Source organism: Adlercreutzia equolifaciens, from assembly GCF_029076695.1.
GTDB classification, from domain to species: Bacteria; Actinomycetota; Coriobacteriia; order Coriobacteriales; family Eggerthellaceae; genus Adlercreutzia; species Adlercreutzia equolifaciens_A.
Genome location: NZ_JARFIK010000437.1, coordinates 1 through 298 on the forward strand (window position 1 = coordinate 1; position 298 = coordinate 298).

The following is a 298-nucleotide window of genomic DNA, read 5'->3' on the forward strand; positions in this document are numbered from 1 at the left end:
CGAGCCATCAGCGTCCTGGAGCGAGAAGACGCCCTCGTCGTTGGTGCCTACTACCCAGGAAGCGCGGGGCTGCTCTTCGGCCAGGGATTCCGCGGTGCCTTTCTGGGTAGCCTAGTAGTTCACGCGGAATTGGGCGTCGCCCAAGCTGGCTCCGCCTTGAGCGAGGGGTTTCTGGGTTTGATGGTCCAGCTTCTGCAGCATAATGCGCAGCGGGTTGAGCTTGTGATAGGTCTTAACAGCGGGGTCGTTGACGCGGGTTAAATCGTCGTCGGTGACGTTGACGGCGTAGGTGCGGCTG

Annotated in this window: 1 protein-coding gene; it reads right to left on the minus strand. The window is 61.4% G+C overall.

Features of this window, described 5'->3' with window-relative positions:
• Positions 1-111 precede the first annotated feature (111 nt).
• Positions 112-298: hypothetical protein (locus tag PZH32_RS13065; RefSeq protein WP_275208681.1), on the minus strand; the 187-nt coding region annotated here is incomplete at its 5' end.